Source organism: Sodaliphilus sp., assembly GCF_045598405.1.
Classification (GTDB): Bacteria; Bacteroidota; Bacteroidia; order Bacteroidales; family Muribaculaceae; genus Sodaliphilus; species Sodaliphilus limicaballi.
In genome coordinates this window covers 1-18,813 of the sequence record NZ_JAZLLZ010000062.1, presented here as the reverse complement: position 1 = coordinate 18,813, position 18,813 = coordinate 1, and the positions used below count along the sequence as shown (strand labels likewise).

The window sequence follows — 18,813 nt, the reverse complement described above, 5'->3', positions numbered from 1 at the left end:
GCTCCGATTAGCGTCCTGCTGGACGCAGTGCGTGTTGCATTTCTTCCCCCACCGCCACTTCGTTCGGCGGTGGGGGTTATTTAGGTATTGTCCTGCCGGACAACAAATTAGCAATATTTATTATCAAATGCTAAAGTTGAGATAGATAATATTTCTATAACCTATAACCAATAAACAATAACCTTTCAAATTGAGCAAGTTAGCAACTTGCAAAAGTTGAATAAATTAACAGAGTATTGTTGTGTTGTATAAAAAAAAATATTAACTTTGTATTTGATATTTAAAGCCCATATAATGATTATGAATACATATCCATTGACTCAAACCCAGCTGGGCATTTTCCTTGCCGACACAGCTGCGACTGGTAATGCTTACTACAATATTGACATGCTGTATCATCTTGATGCGAGTGTTGATATTGAGCGTTTTAAAATAGCCCTTGAGGCAGTGATAAATAGCCACCCTTACGTCAAGTCACGCCTTGTGCAGGTTGATGGTGGCGAAGTGAGATTTGAGGACCACAGCGATGAGCCTGCGTGCGTTGAGATGCTCGAGGTTGATAGCCTTGAAGCAGTGAAGGGCGAGTTGAGCCGCAAGTATGACTTGCTCAACGACCGCCTCTATCGTTTTGTTATCTACAAAGTGGGCAATGAGGCTCATTTCTTCATGAGTTTCCACCACATCATCTTTGACGGCATGTCGGGCGTAGCGTTTAACGAAGACCTGAACCGGGCATACGCTGGCGAGGTGCTGACACCTCAGGGCAAGGACGGTTTCACCATTGCCCTTGAGGAAGAAGAGGCCCGCAAGACCGACGCTTTCCAGGTGGCCAAGCAATGGCACGAGCAGGAATTCGGTGCAATGGCCGAACTGGACTCGTTCCCCCTGCCCGATGTATATGGCAAAGAGGACGGTAAATGGGTGATTACCGATATCGACATCGATACCACCGATGCCGTCGTCAAGGCATTCAGCGAAAAGCACGGTGTCAAGGCTAGCATTCCGTTTACTGCCGCATTTGGCTACACGCTTGCCAACTATACCGCCAGCGACGAGGTGCTTTACACTACTGCCTATCATGGCCGTGCCGACAAGGCTACCCGCCACGCACTGACAATGATGGTAAAGACCTTCCCCGTGTCGCACGACTACCGCAAGACACCCACTGTAGCAGAACTCATCGAGCAGACCGACAAACAGATTGCCGGAACTCGTAGCAACACGCTGTTCTCGCTTGCCGACTGCAACAACGAGATGGGCTTTGCACCCCGCACAAGCTTCGTCTTCCAGGGCACACTCCATGATTTTCCCCTCACCATCGAAGGACGCCGTCAGGCTTCGGACGACCTGATGCCCCATGCTCCGGGTCTGGACTTCATTATCCAGCTGATTCAGGTGGGTAGCAACTATAAGTGCAAGGTTGAGTATAACGACGGCATGTTCTCGGCACAGTTTGTCGAGCAGTTTGTGAAGTCATACGGCAAGGTGCTGAACGAGATGATGGTTAAGGAAAACCTCGCCGACATCGACCTCGTTGATGACGAGCACATCGCTCAACTCGACAGCTTCAACCGCCCCATGCCTGGCGAAATCTCAAAGACCGCCACTGTTGTTTCTTTGTTCAAGGAAACCGCGGGCCAATATCCCGACAACATCGCAGTCGTCTTCAAAGACAAGAAGATAACCTATAAGGAACTTAACGAAAAGACTGATATAATCGCTGCCCATGTGAGCAAGACCTTGAACGGCCGCACCAGCAATGGCGTGGACCTGCCGGTGGTGAGCATCCTGATTGAACGCAGCGAGCTGATGCCCATGCTGCCCCTCGCGGTACAGAAGGCCAATGCTGCCTATCAGCCCCTTGACCCCAGCTATCCGCAGGAGCGCCTCAACTTCATGATTAAGGATGCCGATGCCCAGATGCTGATTGCCGACCGCCACTTGCGCCCTGTGCTCACCGAATATGAGGGCGAGGTGCTTTACACCGACGAGATCGACTCGCTGCCGGCAGCCGCTGCTCCGCAGTGCACGCTCACTCCCCAGTCAGCGATGAACATCCTCTACACATCGGGCTCTACCGGTGTGCCCAAGGGCGTTATACTCGAGCAGGGCAATATCGTGACATTCAGCGACTTCTACCGCCGTTACAATAATCTTACTCCCCAAGACAAGGTGAGTGCCTACGCATCATTCGGCTTCGACGCCAACATGATGGACACCTACCCTGCCCTCACCACAGGTGCAGCAATGGTGATTATCCCCGAGGACATACGCCTTGACCTGGAGGCTATCAACGACTATCTTGCCGAGAAGGAAGTGACCATCTCGTTCTTCACCACCCAGGTGGGCCAGCAATTTGTAACCGCATATCCCCGCCACAAGACCCTCAAGCACGTGTCGATGGGTGGCGAGAAGATGGCAAGCATCGAGCCGCCAGTGACCTACACCATGCACAACCTCTATGGCCCCACCGAGTGTACGGTTTATGTAACCATCACGGCCATTAAGGAAAAAGAACCCAACATTCCACTGGGTCCCAGCAACGACACTGCACCTTGTACCATCGTCAACAAGCACGGCAAGCGACTGCCCGTGGGTGCAGCAGGCGAACTGATTATCCACGGTCCGCAGGTATCGCGCGGCTACCTCAACCGCCCCGACAAGACTGCCGAGGTGTTCGGAGTCTTCGGCGATAAGTCTTATCGCACCGGCGACATCGTGCGCTACCGCGAGAACGGAATGGTCGAGTTCGTGGGTCGCAAGGACGGACAGGTAAAGATACGCGGCTTCAGGGTTGAGCTCAAGGAAGTCGAGACCGTGATACGCGAGTTTGAAGGCATCAAGGATGCCACAGTCCAGGCGTTTGACCTTGAGGGCGGTGGCAAGTACATCGCTGCCTACGTAGTGAGCGACGACAAGGTGAACATACAAGCGCTCAACGAGTTCATCCAGTCGCAGAAGCCGCCCTACATGGTACCCGCGGTAACAATGCAGATTGACGCCATACCACTGAACGTCAACCAAAAGGTTGACAAGAAGAAACTTCCCATTGCCGAGTATAAGGTGGAGGTTGAGGGCGAATACCATGCCCCCACCACCGAGGTGCAGAAACAGTTGGCACAGATTGTGAGCCAAGTGCTCAGTGCCGACAACGTGAGCGTTGACATGCCGCTCTCACAGTTGGGTCTGTCGTCACTGCTCGCAATGAAACTGTCGTTCCAGATTCAAAAGGAACTGGGAGCCAAGGTATCTACCCGCAAACTTGTTTCGGGTGCTACTATACAGGACATTGAAAAGATTATCGCACCCGAGGAGATTGATGCTCCCGTTGAGACAGCCGCTGCTTCGACCGAGTATTATCCGCTCACCGGCAACCAGCGCGGTGTATATATCGACTGGGAAATGAACCGCGACACCACCCAATACAACATGCCAGCAGCACAGCGCATGCCTGGCGTGAGTGTTGAGCAGTTGCGTGAAGCACTCGTCAAGATTGCGGGTGCCCACGAATACATGTTCACACGCCTTGCCATGGTTGACGGCGAGGTGGTGCAACGCCCCTTCGTTCATGAGCCGAAAATAGCAGTAGAGGCACTGGACGTCCAGCCCGACGCACAGTTCTTCCAGCAACAAGTCAAGCCGTTCAACCTCTTTGACGAACCGCTGTTCCGCTTCAACATCTATACATGGCAGGACGAGGTTTACCTCATGGTTGACACTCACCACATCATCATGGACGGTGTTTCGTGGTCAATCATGCAGCAGGAATTGAAACGTGCACTTGCTGGCGAGACTCTGAACAAAGAAGAATATACAGCATTTGACCGCGCGGTTGAGGAAGAGAAACTGGCTCACTCAAGCGAGTGGACCGAGGCCGAGGCGCATTTCGACCGCCTGCTCTCGGGCATCGATGCGCTCACCTATCCCCATACTGTGGGTACAATCACCCCAGGCGAGAACGAGACCGTGAGAGTGCCTGTTGCACGCAAGCCCATCGACGACTACTGCCGCCAGCATGGTGTCACTCCCAGCAACTACTTCCTGACCATGCTCATGCAGGTGCTGCACCGCGTGAGCCGTGAGGAGAATGTGATGATTACCACCATCAACAACGGTCGTGCCGACTATCGCATGCAGGACATCTTCGGTATGTTTGTCAAGACACTCCCCATCGTCACAACCGTCAACCCCAAGACTCCCGACACCAAACTCACCGTCGTGGACGCCGTGCGCGAGATGCAGGAACAGTTCTTTGACGCACAGGAACGTGACTTCTATCCGTTCACCCGCATGGTCGAGCGCCATGGTGTTGAGGCCCTCATATGCTATGCTTACCAGGCAGGACTCTTCGAGGACGGCAGCACAGGTCCGTCGTTAGGCGATTCGTTTGACCTGAAGCTTGACACAGTGAAGTTCCCCATCGACCTGAACATCAATGATGCTCCCAGTGGCGAATATGAAATCACAGTTGACTATGACGACACCAAATACTCACACGAGGATATCGTGATGTTGGCTCAGATGCTACGCTCCCTTGCCATGAACGCGCTCAACGTGAATTGCATTGCCCAGGCAGGCATGCTTGATGCCGACGCAACACAGGCAATCATCGCCGGCTCTCAGGGCAAGAAGATGGAGGTGGACCTGAGCAAGACATTCGTGGACGTGTTTATCGAGCAGGCAACCCTGCACCCCGACAGTGTGTGTGTAGTAAGCCCCGAGGCAACCTATACCTACGACCAGGTGAACCGCAGAAGTAACGCTGTGGCACACTACCTGATGTCGCAGGGCGTGAGCAAGGGTGAATTTGTGTGCGTCTCGATGCTGGGCTGCTCCGACTTCATCGTGGCTGCCATCGGTATCGAGAAGGCGGGTGCCGCCTATGTGCCTGTTGACCCCGAATATCCCGAGGATCGCAAGCAATACATGCAGGAAGACAGCGAGGCCAAGGTGGTTGTCACCGAGGAAGAACTGCTCAAGGTGGACTGGAGCAACGACGCCCCCATCAACCTCGCAACTCCCGACGGCATCGCATATATGATTTACACATCGGGCTCAACCGGTAAGCCCAAGGGCGTTATGATTCCTCACTCAGCCAAGATGAATTTCGTGAACTTCATCGCCCAGGAGTGGCACCACACAGCCCAGAGCCGCATCTGCTGTCACTCGAGCGTATCGTTCGACGCCAGTATCGAGGACCTTTATCCCGTGCTCATCGTGGGAGGCACGCTCTATATCGTGCCTCAAGATGCCCGCAAGGACATGGAGCAGCTGCACCAGTTTATCCTGAGCAACGGCATCACTGGCGGTTGCTACACAACCCAGCTGGGTACAATGCTGCTGCAGCAGTATCCCGACCTGCCCGTCGATTACCTGGTAGTGGGCGGTGAGAAGATGTCGGCCAACCCCATGTGCAACTGCCGCCTCATCAACACCTACGGTCCCACCGAGTTCACTGTCGATGCCACATGGTTTGAGACCGAGCCTGGCAAGGAATACAAGAACATCCCCATCGGTCGTCCGCTGCACAACCTTGCAGCCTACGTCGTTGACCAGTATGGCCACCTGGTGCCCAACGGCATCAGCGGTGAGCTGTGCATGGCAGGTCCCCAGATGGCACGCGGCTACTGGAAACGCGAGGACCTCACTGCCGAGAAGTTCAGCCCGGCACGATTTGTGGATAGCAAGATCTACCACACAGGCGACCTTGTGAAGTATAATGCCGACGGCGACATCGAATATACTGGCCGCATCGACTCGCAGGTGAAGCTGCGCGGCTTCCGCATTGAGCTTGGCGAGATTGAGACTCTCATCGCAGGCTATGAAGGCGTGCTGATGGTGAGCGTGCAGGTCAAGACCATAGGCGGCGTGCAGCACTTATGTGCTTACTATAGCGCTGACCGCGAGATTGATGCCGATGCCCTCAAGGAATACCTTGCAAGCCAGCTCACCGAGTATATGGTGCCCACAGCCTACATGCAGCTCGACGCAATGCCGCTCACTCCTAACGGCAAGGTCAACACCAAGGCGTTGCCCGAGCCCCAGGTGGCTGCCCGCGAGTATGTAGAGCCCGTTGGCGAAATCGAGACATTCTTCTGCAACACATTTGCCGAGATTCTGGGCATTGAGCGTGTGGGTGCAACCGACAGCTTCTTTGAGATAGGCGGTACATCAATCGTCGCTATGCGCGTGATTGTGGCAGCTGTCAAGGCAGGCTATGAGATTGTTTACAAGAACATATTCGACAACCCGTCGGCACGCGAGATGCAGGCCTACCTCACAGGCAAGGACGTGACCGAGAGTGCCGAGGCCGACGCCAACGTTGACCACGAGGTTGTTGACTACGACTACACCGCAATCAACAAGTTGCTTGCAGGCAACACTATGGATGCCCTGCGCCATGGCAAGCGCAACCCGATAGGCGTGGCGCTCGTGACCGGAGCCACAGGCTATCTGGGCATTCACCTGGTGAACGAACTGCTGCAACGCGACGATGTGCCCACTGTTTACTGTCTGGTGCGCGGTAATAAGCACCTGACAGCCGAGAGCCGCCTGCGCACGCAGATGTTCTACTACTTTGCCAACGCTCATGAAGATTTGTTCGGTACCAAGCTTGTGGTTGTTGACGGCGATGTCACTCGCCCCGAGACATTTGACTGCCTCCTCGATAAGGGAATTGAGACAGTATTCAACTGTGCCGCTAATGTGAAGCACTTCTCGGCTGGAACCGATATTGAAGACATCAACATAGGTGGTTGCAACACATGCATCGACTTCTGCTTGAAGACTGGCGCACGCCTGGTACACACCTCAACAACATCGGTTGCCGGCTCGCTGGTGAGCGACCGCCCCGTTGACGGCCACCTCATCACCGAGAATCAGTTGTACTGGGGACAGACGCTTGACAACCAGTATATCCATGCCAAGTTTATTGCCGAGCGCAATGTGCTGGACGCTATGATTAACCGTGGCTTGCGTGCCAAGATCATGCGCATGGGTAACTTGTCATCGCGCAGCAGCGATGGTGAGTTCCAAATCAACTTCCACAGCAACTCGTTCATGGGACAGCTGAAGTGTTTCCAGACTCTGGGCTGCATCAGTTATGACAGCCTGACCGATGACATGGAATTCTCACCCATCGACGAGGTGGCTAAGGCGATATCACTGCTCAGCGAGACTCCCGACGAGTGCTGTGTCTATCAGGTAGTGAACTCACATCGCCAGATATTCGGCAATGTGATTGAGTGCTTGAGAAACATAGGCATTCATGTTGATATGGTTGAGAGCGATGTATTTAACGCTCGCCTGCAAGAGGCTATCCAAGATCCTGTCAAGGCTGGCATCTTGCAGAGTATGCTTGCCTATAACAGTGACAGCGACAAGTATGTGGCATTCAATGGCGAGAATGATGTCTATACTACTCAAACTCTGTTCCGCCTGGGCTTCCGCTGGTCGTTCACCACATGGGACTACATGGAGCAGTTCCTTGCAGCAATACAGAGTTTAGGCTTCTTTGATGACGATTATCAACGTTAATAAATTATTATGTCGAATAGAAATTCATATCTCATAGGAAAGGCATTCAGGTCATTCCTGATGGCATCGGTGCTCTCGGTAGCAGCCGAGCAGGTTGCAGTGCTTGTAGATGCAGCCGTTGTGGGACGCCTGGTCAGTGCAGGAGCACTGGCAGGTGTGAGTGTTATCCAACCACTCATTCAGGCATTATATTCGTTCTCGGTGCTCTTTGTCGTGGGCGGAACGATGATGGTGGGTGTGGCAATAGGCAATGGCGAGCGTGACAAGGCCAATAGCATCTTCACGGTGACACTGGCATGCGTTGCAGCACTGGGAGTGGTGTTTGTGATCGGGGCATTCTCGTTCTACGACCAGATACTATCGTTCTTGTGCCCGTCAGCCACGTTGCGACCATTTGCCGGCGAGTATGCCAACTTTATCCTGCTGGGGTCACCGTTCTACTTGCTGTCCTACATGCTACAGTGCATGGTCACTGTGGACGGCCGTCCCCGTCTTGTGACGATTTCGGTTGTTGTGGGTAACATTGTAAACCTTGTGCTCAACATTGTGCTCATCAAGGTATTTAACGTAGGAGTCGCTGGTGCGGCGGCAGCAACCGTAACGATGAATGTGCTTAATGTTGTGATTCTCTCAACACATTTCTTGAAGAAAGGCACGCTGAGTGTTGCCATGCCCAGCAAAGTCATAGGAATTGTGAAAATGCTGTTAAAGAACGGTTTGCCCGAGTTTGTGGCTACATCGCTCATTGCAGTGCAACTGGCGGCAGGCGTGCGCATCGCATCAATCTATATGGGTGATGCTGGCGTGGTGGTGCTGGCAGTGTGTACCCAGTTGTTTAGTTTTTCAATGATTTTCCTGTCGGGAACCCTCAACACGCTACAGCCCATGAGTGCTATCCTCAAGGGAGCCCGCGATGGCAAGGGAATGTTAATCTTGCTACGACAAGCCTATACGTTCCTGTTTATCTGTCTCACGATTTATACTCTTGCGATTTGCCTTGTTCCCACGCAAATTGCGAGCTTCTTCGGCGTGAACACCGAGTCGCAAATGCAGATGGCACTGCAAGCATTACCTCTCTACTCGCTTCACATCGTGATGCAGAGCTTGTTCTATCAGTTTATTTCGATATACCAAATTCACGACCAGCCCCGATTTGCCGTGTATTTGTCAACTGGCCAGTCGATATTCCCCGCTGTGGGATTTGGACTGCTGGCTGTTGCTGGCGGACCCGTGAGCCCATGGTGGGGCTTCTTCCTGGGGCAGGCTTTCACCGTCCTTACCCTATTGCCGCTGGTGGTGCGTGAGCAACGGCGCAACCGCAGCCTCACACCCATATTCTTGATTAAGCAGAGTGATGAAAGCGTGACCTACGACGTGTCGGTGGCGACTGATTATGATGCGCTGCACAAGATGCTGGGCGAGTTGACGAGTTTCATGCGTGGGACTCGCCTGGGCGACAAATCGGCGATGAATGCGGTGCTGTGTACCGAGGAACTGGCGAAAAACATCATTGACCACGGTCACGCCCACTCGATAGATGTGAGGGCAACACACAGCGACGACAGCATCAACATCACGCTGTGCGACGATGGCAAGCTGTTCAACCCGGTGGAGTATGACAAAGAAACTGGCTTAGGTCTGCAAATAGTGAGAGGACTGGCAACTGACATAAGTTATGACACCATTTTTAATCAGAATGTCGTGACAATCACTATCAAGAAATGAACAAAGCTCGCCCTGGTGTGACAACTGAGATGCATTTTTTGTTATTAAACTCGTAGTTCTTTTACCTAAAATGCGTCTAAGTGATATAGACTGAATTATGAAAGAATTATTATCAATACAATTATAACAATGAAAACGATTAAAACAATTTTTGCTATTGCAACTATGGCAATGGCATCACAGGCTAACGCCCAGACACCCGTTGCGGGTGTGAACCGCGCCGACATGAACCTGTCGGTATCTCCTGGTGAAGATTTCTATGAGTATGCAGGTGGCGGCTGGATGAAGGCCAACCCCCTCAAACCGGAGTATTCGAGCTACGGCGTCTTTGACGACCTGGCCGAGAAGAACCGCCAACAGTTGCGCGACCTGTTCCTTGACCTGGCCAAGACCGAGCATGCACCCGGCACTGTGGGACAGAAGGTGAGCGACCTTTACAAGATGGCTATGGACAGCACTCGCCTCAACCGCGAGGGCGCCACTCCCATCATGGCTGACCTAGCCGAAGTGGCTGCATTCAAAAAAGCCGACCTCACTGCTTTCATCGCCAAGCAGCATCTAGCTGTTGCCAATCCTTTCTTCGGCATCGGCGTGGAGACCGACCTCAAGAACAGCGACTACAACGCCATGTGGATGAGCGGCGGCACAAGCGGACTGCCCGACCGTGACTACTACCTCAACACCGACGCAGATAGCAAGAAAATACAGGCTGCTTACAAGGACTACCTGGTGAAGATTTTCATGCTGTGTGGTTACAAGAAGAAAGACGCACAGCGCGCTGCCAAGACCATCTACGACATCGAGTATAAGTTTGCCGAGGCTAAGATGAGCCGCGCCGAAGCACGCGACTACACCAAGCTCTACAACATCCGCACCGTGGACCAGCTCCAGGCCGACTATCCCGCCATCAACTGGCGCCAGTACTTCACCCTCATGGGCGTGAAAGACATGGACTGGGTTATCCTCGAGCAGCCCAAGGTGATGGCTGTGGCCAACGACCTGATGACTAACCTCACCGAGCAACAGATGAAGGACTACATGAGCGGACTCATCATCAAGAGCGCTACTGGCTACATGAGCGACGAAATAGGCGAAACCGCTTTCGACTTCTTCGGTCGCACACTGAGCGGACAGCAGGAGCGCAAGGCTCGCTGGAAACGTGCACTAGGTGTGCCCAACGGATTGCTGGGCGAGGCCGTGGGCGAACTCTATGTGAACAAGTACTTTGCTGGCGACAGCAAGGAGAAAATGCTCAAGCTCATCAGCAATCTGCGCAAGTCGCTCGCCGCTCACATCGCTAGCCTCACATGGATGAGCGACAGCACCAAGGTGAACGCCCTCGTCAAGCTCAATGCATTCACCGTGAAGATTGGCTACCCCGACAAGTGGCGCGACTACAGCGGCCTCACCGTTGACCCCAAGGCAACCCTCTTCGACAATATCAAGGCTGCGTCAATCTATGAGACCAAGCGCAACCTCGACAAGTGGGGCAAGCCCGTCGATAAGGACGAATGGGGAATGACTCCTCAAACTGTCAATGCTTACTACAACCCCACCACCAACGAGATTTGCTTCCCCGCTGCTATCCTCCAGGCTCCCTTCTTCGATGCTAATGCCGACGATGCCACCAACTATGGTGCAATCGGTGTGGTAATCGGCCACGAGATGACCCACGGATTTGACGACCAGGGACGCAACTTCGACAACGAAGGCAACATGCGCGACTGGTGGAGCGAGAAGGATGCCGAGCAGTTCAAGGCTGCAGCCGAGAAGCTCGCAGCACAGTTCGACGAGGTAATCGTCGTTAAGGATCAGCACGCCAACGGTCACCTCACACTGGGTGAGAACATCGCCGATCAGGGTGGTATCACCATCTCGTTTGACGCATTCTGCAAGACACAGCAGTTCACCGACGGCAAGGAGATTGACGGCTTCACACCCGCACAACGCTTCTTCTTGAGCTATGGACGCATCTGGGCCGACAATATGACCGACGAGGCCATCTTCCAGCAGACCAAGAGCGACCCCCACTCAATAGGCCGCAACCGCGTCAACGTGACACTGCGCAACATCGACGAGTTCTTCAAGGCATTCAACATCAAGGAGGGCGACAAGATGTACCGCACCCCCGACGACCGCGCCATCATCTGGTAACCGATGATAACAAAATCACAAAACTGGGGCTTCGACCGAATGAGGTTGAAGCCTCAGTTGTAATATTTAAGGAGGCTTACATTTATTGTAATTATTCTCCAATAACTTTTTTGAGGACTCCCCCGCACGGATCTCACTAATCTCACGGATTTTTTACTTGAAAATATATTAACATTGAGAGGCTGAAAGCCAACACGCACAAAGCTTGCTTTGGGCACATACACCCCCACCTAAAGGAGTGAGACTAGTGCCGGTGGGGTGGCCGTGTCGTTTTAAGGAGTTCTTCTTTTTGGGAAGCTCCAATGAACTACAAAAAATCCCGGGGGATGAGAACCTCGGGATTTTTTGTCAGGGGATGTTTGTATGTCGTTTTACATGCGCTCGGGGACTTCCATGCCCAGCAGTGACACGGCGCGCTTGATGGTTGCGCCCACGGTTGCCGAGAGCTTGAGGCGGAAGGCACGCACGGTGGCGTCTTCTTCCTTGAGGATGCTACAGTCGTGGTAGAACTGGTTGAACTCCTTGGCCAGGTCAAATGTGTAGTTGGCAATGATGGCGGGGCTGTAGTTGCGTCCGGCGTCAAGCACTGTGCCTGCAAAGTTATTGAGGCGCTGGATGAGCGATGTCTCTTTCTCGCCTGGCTCAACTGCACTCACATTGGCAGCGTTGAAGTCTTCCTCGGCCTTGCGCAGCAGCGACTGGATGCGGGCATAGGTGTACTGGATGAAAGGACCTGTGTTGCCGTTGAAGTCGATGCTCTCCTGCGGGTTGAACAGCATGTTCTTGCGCGGGTCAACCTTGAGGATGAAATACTTGAGTGCGCCCAGACCGATGATGCGGAACACGTTCTCGCGCTCATCGTCGGGCACGCCTTGCAGGCGGCCGGGCTCGCTGCTCATCTTGCGTGCTGTGGCTATCATCTCGTCCATGAGCTCGTCGGCGTCAACCACGGTGCCTTCGCGAGACTTCATCTTGCCGTTGGGCAGCTCAACCATGCCATATGAGAAGTGGATCAAGTCCTTGCCCCACTTGAAGCCCAGCTTGTCGAGCAGCAGCGAGAGCACCTGGAAGTGGTAGTTCTGCTCATTGCCCACCACATATATCATCTGGTCGATGGGATAGTCCTGGTAGCGGAGCTTTGCGGTACCTATGTCCTGGGTCATATACACTGATGTGCCGTCGCTGCGCAGCAAGAGCTTGTGGTCGAGTCCGTCGCCAGTGAGGTCGGCCCACACACTGTTGTCCTCTTTGCGGTAGAAAATGCCCTTTTCGAGACCTTCTTCCACCTTTTCCTTACCCTCAAGATAGGTGTTGCTCTCGTAATATATCTTGTCGAAGCCCACACCCATGCGCTTGTAGGTCTCGTCAAATCCGGCATATACCCACTCGTTCATCGTTGCCCACAGGTCGCGCACTTCCTTGTCGCCCTCTTCCCACTTCTTGAGCATAGCTCGTGCCTCGGCCATGAGGGCAGAATTCTTCTCGGCCTCTTCCTCGGTCATGCCGCTTGCCATGAGTTCTTTGAGTTCGGCCTTGTAGTGCTTGTCAAATGCCACGTAGAAATCGCCGATGAGGTGGTCGCCCTTCTTGCCCGCTTTCTCGGGAGTGACGCCCTCGCCCCACTTGAGCCATGCAAGCATTGACTTGCAGATGTGGATGCCACGGTCGTTCACGATGTTGGTCTTCACCACCTTGTTGCCGCAAGCCTCCATGATGCGCGAGAGACTGTAACCCAGCAGGTTGTTGCGCACGTGACCCAGGTGAAGGGGTTTATTGGTGTTGGGCGATGAGTATTCAATCATCACCAGCGGGCTGTTCTCGGTCACGGGCACGAAGCCAAAGTTGGGGTCGGAAGCGATGTTGTTGAGCACGCCAGTCCAGAAGGTGGGGCGTATGGTGATGTTGAGGAAGCCCTGCACCGCATTGAATTTTTCAACCGCGTCACAGTTGGCAACCAGCCATTCGCCTATCTCCTGGGCGGTAACCACAGGAGCCTTGCGCGAAGCCTTGAGGAAGGGGAAAACAACGATAGTGAGGTTGCCCTCAAACTCCTTGCGGGTAGTTTGGGGGACAATCTTATCGGCGGGAAAATCAACGCCGTAAAGAGCCTTAACCGCCTGAGCGGTAGCTTGCGAGAGAATTGTATCTATTGACATAAATCTAATAATTTTCGTGTTACTTCACTAGTGCGCACACGCGTGCAAAATAAACTACACTGCAAAGGTAGTGAAAATTTCACGAAAGTCAATCTCTGAAACATCTAAAAAACTTATTTAGATGGGTTCTATTAATTATGTCGAGGCGATTTTGAGGAAAATAGTGTGGGGGCTTATGGTCGATCAGCCAGCCCAGATGTTTGTCAAACATGTCAAGGACATAAAAAATGCCGCCGAAAGGAGTGAGATTGTCAGATTTTATTTGTAACTTTGCCATATCGATGTCGTGTTGGTGGTTCGTTTGGTTTTATTTGCCGCACTAAATTAAGTGAAATCACCGACATGACAAAATCCTGGGCAACTTTTTGTTGCTCAGGATATTATAAAAATTGTTAACAAAAGTGCTGCGGAATTAAAGTATTATGGCAAATCAAGATTATTACCAAGAGGGTTACTATCAGCAGGACCCCAGCGGCGCACAGCCCACGCCTCCTCCATTCGAACCCGAGAAGCAAAAGATGTTCTCTAACATTTTCTCATTCAAAGGTCGCATCAGGCGACTTGAGTATGGGTTGACCTATATTGCAATTTATGCCCTTAGCCTGGTTGTGGGTTTTGTGGTAGGAATAATTTCAGGAATCTACGGGCTTGATGAATCCTCGGCAACCTTATTGGTTTACATCGCACTGCTTCCGCTGCTTTATGTGCAATGGGCCCAGGGCGCAAAGCGTTGCCACGACCGAGGTAACTCGGGATGGTACCAGATAATACCTTTCTACATCTTCGTCATGTTCTTTGGCGACGGCGAGTCTGGCGAGAATGAGTATGGCGGCAATCCCAAGGGCGAATAACAATGACATCTAAAAACTACTTAATATTGCAATCCAAATGAAAAATCAACTTATCAAGACTTCGCTTGGCCTGTGTGCCATGGCACTGGTGTCGGCTACGTGTCTTGCGGCACAGCCCAAGAAGCAAAAACAACAGCCCATACAGCTGGGCGCTAACCCCATCATCACCCACATGTACACCGCCGACCCCTCGGCCCACGTGTGGAAAGACGGCCGCTTGTATCTCTATCCCTCGCATGACATCTTCCCGGCACGCGGCTGCGACCTCATGGACAAGTACCACGTGTTCTCGACCGACGATATGGTCAACTGGGTGGATCATGGCGAGATTGTGAACGCCGACATGGTGAAGTGGGGGCGTCCTGAGGGCGGCTTCATGTGGGCTCCCGATGCTGCCTACAAGAACGGCAAATACTACTTCTACTTCCCTCACCCCAGCGAGAGCAATGTGGCTCCGTCGTGGAAGGTGGGTGTGGCAGTGAGCGACTATCCCGACCGCGATTTCAAGGTGCTGGACGAGCCTATGAAGGCCCCCGACGGCTATGTGGGTGGTTGGGACATGATCGACCCTTGTGTGTTCATTGACGATGACGGAACTCCCTATCTCTATTACGGTGGTGGCAGTAACCTGTGCATGGCGCGCATGAAGGATAACATGATTGAACTTGCCGAGCCGTTAAAGAAGGTTGAAGGCCTCAAGGACTTCCACGAGGGAGCATGGGTGCACAAGCGCAACGGCAAGTACTACTTGAGCTATGCCGACAACTTCGACGGCGCTAACCGCATGCATTACGCCATGAGCGACTCGCCCATGGGACCCTGGGAATACAAGGGCATGATTCTGGCTGCCAACAGCTGTGCCATGACCCACGGCAGCATTGTGGAGTATAAGGGCGAGTGGTTCCTGTTCTACCACACCAGCGACTTGAGCCACAAGAACGAGTACCGCTCGGTGGCAGTCGATAAGCTCTACTACAACCCCGACGGCACCATTCGCCTCGTGTCGCAACACCGCTAATCGTCTGCGTTGAGGCGTTGTCGTCATCCCGCCGATGACGCGATATAGTAAATCCCCGCCATGAAGAGGTGTCTTCGTGGCGGGGATTAAAACTTGTGGCAAATTTAAAAACTATTGTTGTCCGGTAACTATTCACCAATGGAACTCCCCGCGCGGATAAAAATCTATTGTAGTATAGTTACAACAGATTGCTCTGATTTAACTGAATAAGAAATTATTCTAATTATTTTAATTTCTTTCAGTTATTATTAAATCTGTGTTATCAGTGAGATCAGTGAGATCCGCGCGGGGAAATTACCCAAAATACCATTGCTGAATAGTTACTGTTGTCCGGTAAAAAATAGAAAATATTTTTATTCTGATTTTATGCTTCGCTTAGAAAATAGCTTGCTCTGCAAGCAAAATGGAATTACCTCACAGATAGTGTGTTATCATTTTCAGGACAGAGTCCTCCATTTTAAGGGAGGTTCGCTGGTCGCGGCACGGGCTTTGCCCACTTTCCGCTACTCACTCCCTTGAGCACGGTTTTTGGCGTGAGCCATATAAACTAAAAAAATCATTTTCTTTTTTTTGTTCTATACCAAGCCCCAGTTATACCAAAGTTTTGTAACTGGCAGTGTTTGGGAAAGTTAGAACAACTCTCGTGATTTTAACCGGACACTGCTATTTAAAAGCCTAGCGACTGCATGGCGCCGGTGATGCGCACTGTGGCGCCCACATACAGCCCGTTCACCGAGGGGTCGAACTCGGTGATTTTGCCGCCTGCCAGCCAGGGAGTTACGCGCAGGCCGGTCGATAGGCGAGAGTAGCGCTGGTTGAGGAAGAATGGCTCCAGGGTGTTGCGCTCATAGAGCTTGAAGTCAACGTCCACGCTGGCTATCCATGTGGTCTTGCCCAGATGCTTGTCGTGGGAATCGGTGATGTTGAACAGCCACACCTCGTTCTCGTCTTGCTTCCACTTGATGTCGTTGAGCGTATAGGAAAGACGGGTGTAATAAACGCCTGCTGCCGGGGTTACCGAGATGCGGCCTGACGAGAACACTTTGTAGCCCAGCTGCACGGAGAGTCCTGTGCGTGTGGCGTTGTTGTTGCCCACTATCTGGCCGTCGAAACCGTGTTCCTCCTTTATGTTATAAGGGTTTTCGTTCTTGAATCCGGGCTGACCGTAGTCAAAGTCGGCCTTGAGGCGGAAACGCTTGTAGTCGGCAGTGATGCCGGCAGTGAACTGCGCGCATCCCTTGAGGGTGTTGTGCAGCGAACCGGTCGTTGCTGCATATCCCACACCGCCCTGGATGCCTAGCACCAAGGCGCTCTCGTCGCTCTTGTCTTGTGCCGACGCACACAGCGCCACAACGGCCCCAAGAAGCACTGCAAGTATTGATTTTTTCATCATGTTTTCTTTTTTTCGGTAAAATTAGCACCAATTCTCCACCCTGCCAAATTTTGCAACATTTTTTAGCACCGAACTTGAATTTCGCTTGCAAGTGTGAAGAATTTTTGCGAAATTTGATAGTGATATTCACCATTAAAACATTTTCATTATGAAGAAACTAGCATTTATCATGGCAGCCGGCGTGATTGCTCTCATGGCAGCGAGCTGCGGCAACGAGCAGCAGAATGCGTCGGGCTAGCAATCGCAGGAAACAGTTGAGCAGGGCGACGCAGCGTCACAGGCACGCCTGGGCGACTGCTACCGCGAGGGCGAAGGCGTGGCAAAGGACATGACCGAAGCCACCAAGTGGTATGACATGGCGTCAAAGCAAGGCTTCCCCGTCGATAAGCAATACTGCTCAAAGAAATAATGAGGCATCAACGTGACCGGTAATCGATAACCCCCTATATAAAAAATCGCCCCCGCAATCTTACAGGAGCGATTTTTTTATGATGCAATGTTATTGCGGTCGTTGAAATTACTTAACCTCAGCGAAGTGCTTGATAGTGCGAACCATCTGAGAAGTGTAAGAGTTCTCGTTGTCGTACCAAGAAACAACCTGTACCTGGAAAGTATCGTCAGCAACCTTGCTAACCATAGTCTGAGTAGCGTCGAAGAGTGAACCGAACTTCATGCCGATGATGTCGCTAGAAACGATCTGATCCTCGGTGTAACCGAAAGACTCGTTAGCAGCAGCCTTCATAGCAGCGTTGATGCCCTCTACAGTTACGTCAGCACCCTTAACAACAGCGATAAGGATAGTAGTTGAACCAGTGGGAGTGGGAACGCGCTGAGCTGAACCGATGAGCTTGCCGTTGAGCTCGGGAATTACGAGACCGATAGCCTTAGCAGCACCTGTTGAGTTGGGAACGATGTTGCAAGCACCTGCGCGTGAACGGCGGAGGTCACCCTTGCGCTGAGGACCGTCAAGGATCATCTGGTCGCCAGTGTAAGCGTGGATTGTTGACATGATACCGCTCTGGATGGGAGCATAAGCGTTGAGAGCAGCAGCCATGGGAGCGAGGCAGTTAGTGGTGCAAGATGCAGCGCTGATAACCTTATCCTCAGCTGTGAGAACGTTGTGGTTAACGTTGAAAACGATAGTGGGGAGGTCGTTGCCTGCGGGAGCAGAGATGACAACCTTCTTAGCGCCAGCTGTAAGGTGAGCTGAAGCCTTCTCTTTAGAAGTGTAGAAACCGGTGCACTCGAGAACTACATCTACGTCGAGCTCGCCCCAAGGAAGCTCAGCAGCGTTGGGCTTTGCGTAGATAGTGATCTTCTTGCCGTCAACAACGATGAAATCCTCACCAGCCTCAACAGTGTGCTTGCCCTCGCCGAACTTACCAGCGAAGCCACCCTGAGCTGTGTCATACTTGAGAAGGTGAGCGAGCATCTTGGGAGAAGTAAGGTCATTGATTGCTACTACCTCATAACCCTCAGCCTCAAACATCTGACGGAATGCGAGACGGCCGATGCGACCGAAACCGTTAATTGCTACTTTTACCATTTTTCTTTGTTTGTTTTTTTTATTTGTTATATAAAAAGTAAATTGTATTTTCTGTAAGTTTTGCATTAGCACTGTCGTGAACCTAATACAATGCAAATTTACTCATTTTTTTTCTTATACAATTATATTAACGGAAAAATAATGGAAAAATTTCCTTAATTAAGATATTTTAAACTTTCGCGCCCTTTTGGGTAACTATTCAGCAATGGTATTTTGGGTAATTTCCCCGCGCGGATCTCACTGATAACACAGATTTAATAATAACTGAAAGAAATTAAAATAATTAGAATAATTTCGGCTCAGTAGATATTTTCCGTGGCAATCCACAGCACTGATTACCCAAATATCAGAGTGCAACGGTAGAGATAGAAGGGTAAGTCACGCACGCCTCTTAGCTCAGAGCGGAATCCCTTCATTTTTGAGTTGAGAGACTC

8 protein-coding genes and 1 pseudogene are annotated in these 18,813 nt (G+C 52.0%); 6 read left to right on the top strand and 3 right to left on the bottom strand.

The features are described 5' to 3' along the window. Nucleotides 1–300 precede the first annotated feature (300 nt). The 3 genes from ACKI3C_RS05550 (at nt 301) to ACKI3C_RS05540 (ending at nt 11,415) form a co-directional block, all read left to right on the top strand. On the top strand, nt 301–7,536 hold the full coding sequence (locus ACKI3C_RS05550; protein WP_407402885.1) for an amino acid adenylation domain-containing protein: 7,236 nt from the start codon (nt 301–303) through the stop codon (nt 7,534–7,536). A 9-nt stretch (nt 7,537–7,545) separates the two neighbouring features. Then, complete coding sequence (locus tag ACKI3C_RS05545) at nt 7,546–9,261, top strand: MATE family efflux transporter (protein WP_407402883.1); 1,716 nt, start codon at nt 7,546–7,548, stop codon at nt 9,259–9,261. Between the two features lie 129 nt (nt 9,262–9,390). Continuing rightward, a complete protein-coding gene (locus ACKI3C_RS05540; protein ID WP_407402881.1) occupies nt 9,391–11,415 on the top strand; it encodes a M13 family metallopeptidase in 2,025 nt (674 codons plus the stop codon). A 371-nt stretch (nt 11,416–11,786) separates the two neighbouring features. Here ACKI3C_RS05540 and argS read toward each other — a convergent pair whose 3' ends face one another. Next, the gene (gene argS / locus ACKI3C_RS05535) at nt 11,787–13,571 is read right to left on the bottom strand and encodes an arginine--tRNA ligase (protein ID WP_407402879.1); all 1,785 of its coding nucleotides are present in this window, start codon (nt 13,569–13,571) and stop codon (nt 11,787–11,789) included. A gap of 422 nt (nt 13,572–13,993) precedes the next feature. On the opposite strand from argS, the gene ACKI3C_RS05530 reads away from it, so the two are divergent. Beyond that, complete coding sequence (locus ACKI3C_RS05530) at nt 13,994–14,422, top strand: DUF805 domain-containing protein (protein WP_407402877.1); 429 nt, start codon at nt 13,994–13,996, stop codon at nt 14,420–14,422. 37 nt (nt 14,423–14,459) lie between these two features. Continuing rightward, entirely contained in the window at nt 14,460–15,440 is a 981-nt protein-coding gene (locus ACKI3C_RS05525; protein WP_407402875.1) for a family 43 glycosylhydrolase, read from the top strand. 667 nt (nt 15,441–16,107) lie between these two features. Here the strand turns inward: ACKI3C_RS05525 and ACKI3C_RS05520 are convergent. Further along, the gene (locus ACKI3C_RS05520) at nt 16,108–16,830 is read right to left on the bottom strand and encodes a hypothetical protein (RefSeq protein WP_407402873.1); all 723 of its coding nucleotides are present in this window, start codon (nt 16,828–16,830) and stop codon (nt 16,108–16,110) included. A 283-nt stretch (nt 16,831–17,113) separates the two neighbouring features. On the opposite strand from ACKI3C_RS05520, the pseudogene ACKI3C_RS05515 reads away from it, so the two are divergent. After that, a pseudogene (locus ACKI3C_RS05515) lies at nt 17,114–17,242 on the top strand (hypothetical protein); the annotation flags it as partial. A 108-nt stretch (nt 17,243–17,350) separates the two neighbouring features. Here ACKI3C_RS05515 and gap read toward each other — a convergent pair. After that, complete coding sequence (gap, locus tag ACKI3C_RS05510; protein WP_407402871.1) at nt 17,351–18,379, bottom strand: type I glyceraldehyde-3-phosphate dehydrogenase; 1,029 nt, start codon at nt 18,377–18,379, stop codon at nt 17,351–17,353. Nucleotides 18,380–18,813: the final 434 nt, after the last annotated feature.

Excerpts from the sequence above, each read along its gene's own strand:
- ACKI3C_RS05530 (WP_407402877.1), top strand. The coding sequence starts at position 13,994 with ATGGCAAATCAAGATTATTACCAAGAGGGTTACTATCAGCAGGACCCC.
- ACKI3C_RS05550 (WP_407402885.1), top strand. The coding sequence starts at position 301 with ATGAATACATATCCATTGACTCAAACCCAGCTGGGCATTTTCCTTGCC.
- ACKI3C_RS05520 (WP_407402873.1), bottom strand. The coding sequence starts at position 16,830 with ATGAAAAAATCAATACTTGCAGTGCTTCTTGGGGCCGTTGTGGCGCTG.
- ACKI3C_RS05525 (WP_407402875.1), top strand. The coding sequence starts at position 14,460 with ATGAAAAATCAACTTATCAAGACTTCGCTTGGCCTGTGTGCCATGGCA.
- argS (WP_407402879.1), bottom strand. The coding sequence starts at position 13,571 with ATGTCAATAGATACAATTCTCTCGCAAGCTACCGCTCAGGCGGTTAAG.
- ACKI3C_RS05540 (WP_407402881.1), top strand. The coding sequence starts at position 9,391 with ATGAAAACGATTAAAACAATTTTTGCTATTGCAACTATGGCAATGGCA.
- gap (WP_407402871.1), bottom strand. The coding sequence starts at position 18,379 with ATGGTAAAAGTAGCAATTAACGGTTTCGGTCGCATCGGCCGTCTCGCA.
- ACKI3C_RS05545 (WP_407402883.1), top strand. The coding sequence starts at position 7,546 with ATGTCGAATAGAAATTCATATCTCATAGGAAAGGCATTCAGGTCATTC.